Source organism: Streptomyces sp. NPDC098781, assembly GCF_044759995.1.
Classification (GTDB): Bacteria; Actinomycetota; Actinomycetes; order Streptomycetales; family Streptomycetaceae; genus Streptomyces.
In genome coordinates this window covers 1,660-3,326 of record NZ_JBIWAK010000022.1, presented here as the reverse complement: position 1 = coordinate 3,326, position 1,667 = coordinate 1,660, and the positions used below count along the sequence as shown (strand labels likewise).

At 56.9% G+C, this 1,667-nt stretch carries 1 rRNA gene (running past one end of the window); it reads right to left on the bottom strand.

The window, feature by feature from the left end:
- Positions 1-1,279: ribosomal RNA gene (locus tag ACIQWG_RS40760) — 23S ribosomal RNA — on the bottom strand (it extends 1,265 nt beyond the left edge of the window).
- Positions 1,280-1,667 lie beyond the last annotated feature (388 nt).

Sequence of the window (1,667 nt, the reverse complement as noted above, 5' to 3'; positions counted from 1 at the left end):
GTATGTACTGCAATGACACGACTTCGGCGGTACGCTTGAGCCCCGCTACATTGTCGGCGCGGAATCACTAGACCAGTGAGCTATTACGCACTCTTTCAAGGGTGGCTGCTTCTAAGCCAACCTCCTGGTTGTCTGTGCGACTCCACATCCTTTCCCACTTAGCGTACGCTTAGGGGCCTTAGTCGATGCTCTGGGCTGTTTCCCTCTCGACCATGGAGCTTATCCCCCACAGTCTCACTGCCGCGCTCTCACTTACCGGCATTCGGAGTTTGGCTAAGGTCAGTAACCCGGTAGGGCCCATCGCCTATCCAGTGCTCTACCTCCGGCAAGAAACACACGACGCTGCACCTAAATGCATTTCGGGGAGAACCAGCTATCACGGAGTTTGATTGGCCTTTCACCCCTAACCACAGGTCATCCCCCAGGTTTTCAACCCTGGTGGGTTCGGTCCTCCACGAAGTCTTACCTCCGCTTCAACCTGCCCATGGCTAGATCACTCCGCTTCGGGTCTTGAGCGCGCTACTGAATCGCCCTATTCGGACTCGCTTTCGCTACGGCTTCCCCACACGGGTTAACCTCGCAACACACCGCAAACTCGCAGGCTCATTCTTCAAAAGGCACGCAGTCACGAGAACGTGCAAGCACGTTCCGACGCTCCCACGGCTTGTAGGCACACGGTTTCAGGTACTATTTCACTCCCCTCCCGGGGTACTTTTCACCATTCCCTCACGGTACTATCCGCTATCGGTCACCAGGGAATATTTAGGCTTAGCGGGTGGTCCCGCCAGATTCACACGGGATTTCTCGGGCCCCGTGCTACTTGGGTGTCTCTCAAACGAGCCGCTGACGTTTCGACTACGGGGGTCTTACCCTCTACGCCGGACCTTTCGCATGTCCTTCGCCTACATCAACGGTTTCTGACTCGTCTCACGGCCGGCAGACCGTGAAAGAGAGATCCCACAACCCCGCACACGCAACCCCTGCCGGGTCTCACACGTATACGGTTTGGCCTCATCCAGTTTCGCTCGCCACTACTCCCGGAATCACGGTTGTTTTCTCTTCCTGCGGGTACTGAGATGTTTCACTTCCCCGCGTTCCCTCCACACTGCCTATGTGTTCAGCAGTGGGTGACAGCCCATGACGACTGCCGGGTTTCCCCATTCGGAAACCCCCGGATCAAAGCCTGGTTGACGACTCCCCGGGGACTATCGTGGCCTCCCACGTCCTTCATCGGTTCCTGGTGCCAAGGCATCCACCGTGCGCCCTTAAAAACTTGGCCACAGATGCTCGCGTCCACTGTGCAGTTCTCAAACAACAACCAGTACACCGTCACACACCACCTCAGTGGTGCTTCACCGGCGCCGGCAACTGAAGGCAGCCGAACCGGCCGTACCTTCAGACACCCAACAGCGTGCCCGACACACTCCCCGCTTCCCTCAACGTTCCACGCTCGCAAGAGCAGTACTAGAAGGAGAAGACGATCAAGTGTGCCGAATAATCAACGTTCCACCCATGAGCAACCAGCATCAGACATTCGCTGATGTACTGGCCTCTGACCAACCGGAGTTGGTGAGAAGTGCTCCTTAGAAAGGAGGTGATCCAGCCGCACCTTCCGGTACGGCTACCTTGTTACGACTTCGTCCCAATCGCCAGTCCCACCTTCGACA